The sequence below is a fragment of the uncultured Roseibium sp. genome (assembly GCF_947499295.1).
Lineage (GTDB): Bacteria > Pseudomonadota > Alphaproteobacteria > Rhizobiales > Stappiaceae > Roseibium.
Genome location: NZ_CANMNP010000100.1, coordinates 1 through 1,236 on the forward strand (window position 1 = coordinate 1; position 1,236 = coordinate 1,236).

Below are 1,236 nucleotides of genomic sequence, written 5' to 3' on the forward strand. Positions count from 1 at the left end.
TTGCAAGATATGGACTTCAGAACCTGATCGTTTCAGACTTAATCCGATCCATCAAATGCCGGGACTGAACACCTAGGCGCGCATCTCAATTTCTGAAAAAGCCCATTCAGTAGATGTATGACTAGCCCATTCGCAAAAAAATGCGAACACAAGTTACGCGGGGCGTTCAAACGCTCATAGCTCTGTTTTCCTTATGTAAAACTTGTCACCGGAAGTTTCATCCGAGACGCGCCAAAGCGCTCTGCCTGGGCAAATCGGTGTGCGCGCGAACAAACTGCGGCCTATTCCCATGTGATTCAAAAAAATATGGCAGTGGCGATCTGCTATCAATTGGGTCCTCGATCTAAAGCTGGTTGACTGCCTAATCCACCTCGCGCCCGGCTCCGGTTTACCACAATCTACGGCTTTCTCTTCAGCGCTTGGATAGGAGCGCATTCAAGCCTCCACCCGCTCCGTCCGTTTGAAAGGCAACACGGCTTTCGGCGTCAACTGGCCGAAACGTATTTCCGGCCGACGGGCCATCCGCGGCGAAAACGACTGGATGGACAACGCGACGGCCGCAAAGATCTTTCCTGAGCAAGGCAGTATTGTCCTGGGTGAGCGCTATCGGGTCGACAAGGATAGCGTAACCGAAGTCAATTTCGATCCGCGCCATAAAGAGACCTGGGGCAAAGGCGGCAAGGCTCCCCTCGTTGCTTTCGACCAGGGGTTCGGTTCCACACACGGTATCGTCTTTGCCGGATCGGGCGGCTACAAGACGACATCGGTGGTCATTCCGACCTGCCTTAAATATCCCGGCTCGATGGTCGTTCTCGATCCTTCGACGGAGATAGCGCCAATGGTGAGTGACAGCCGCCTGTCTCTCGATCAGGACATTTACTGTCTCGATCCCAAACACCCGGAAATCGGATTTAGTGTTCGGGATTGGGTCGGCCAGTTCGGATCGTCAATTGAAGAGGACATTGCCACCGTCGCTGCCTGGCTCATGTCGGAAAAGCCGCGCCTCGCATCCGGCGCCGATGACTTCTTCCGCACCAATGCGGAACAGCTCATCACCAGTGTTATTGCGCACGTTGTCTTTTCCGATCAGCAGAACGCCGCCGGTCAACGATCTCTCCGCGCCGTCCGCAGCATTCTCACCAAGCCGGAAGAGAACCTGAAATAGTTCGCCCTGAACAATTGCTAAGCGTTTGATGTTGCATGCGCGGGCAGAGGTTTTGGAGTATCCGATTTTGC

1 protein-coding gene is annotated in these 1,236 nt (G+C 54.0%); it reads left to right on the plus strand.

From position 1 onward, the window contains the following. Positions 1-460: 460 nt before the first annotated feature. Entirely contained in the window at positions 461-1,165 is a 705-nt protein-coding gene (locus Q0835_RS29930; RefSeq protein ID WP_298967130.1) for a type IV secretory system conjugative DNA transfer family protein, read from the plus strand. Positions 1,166-1,236 lie beyond the last annotated feature (71 nt).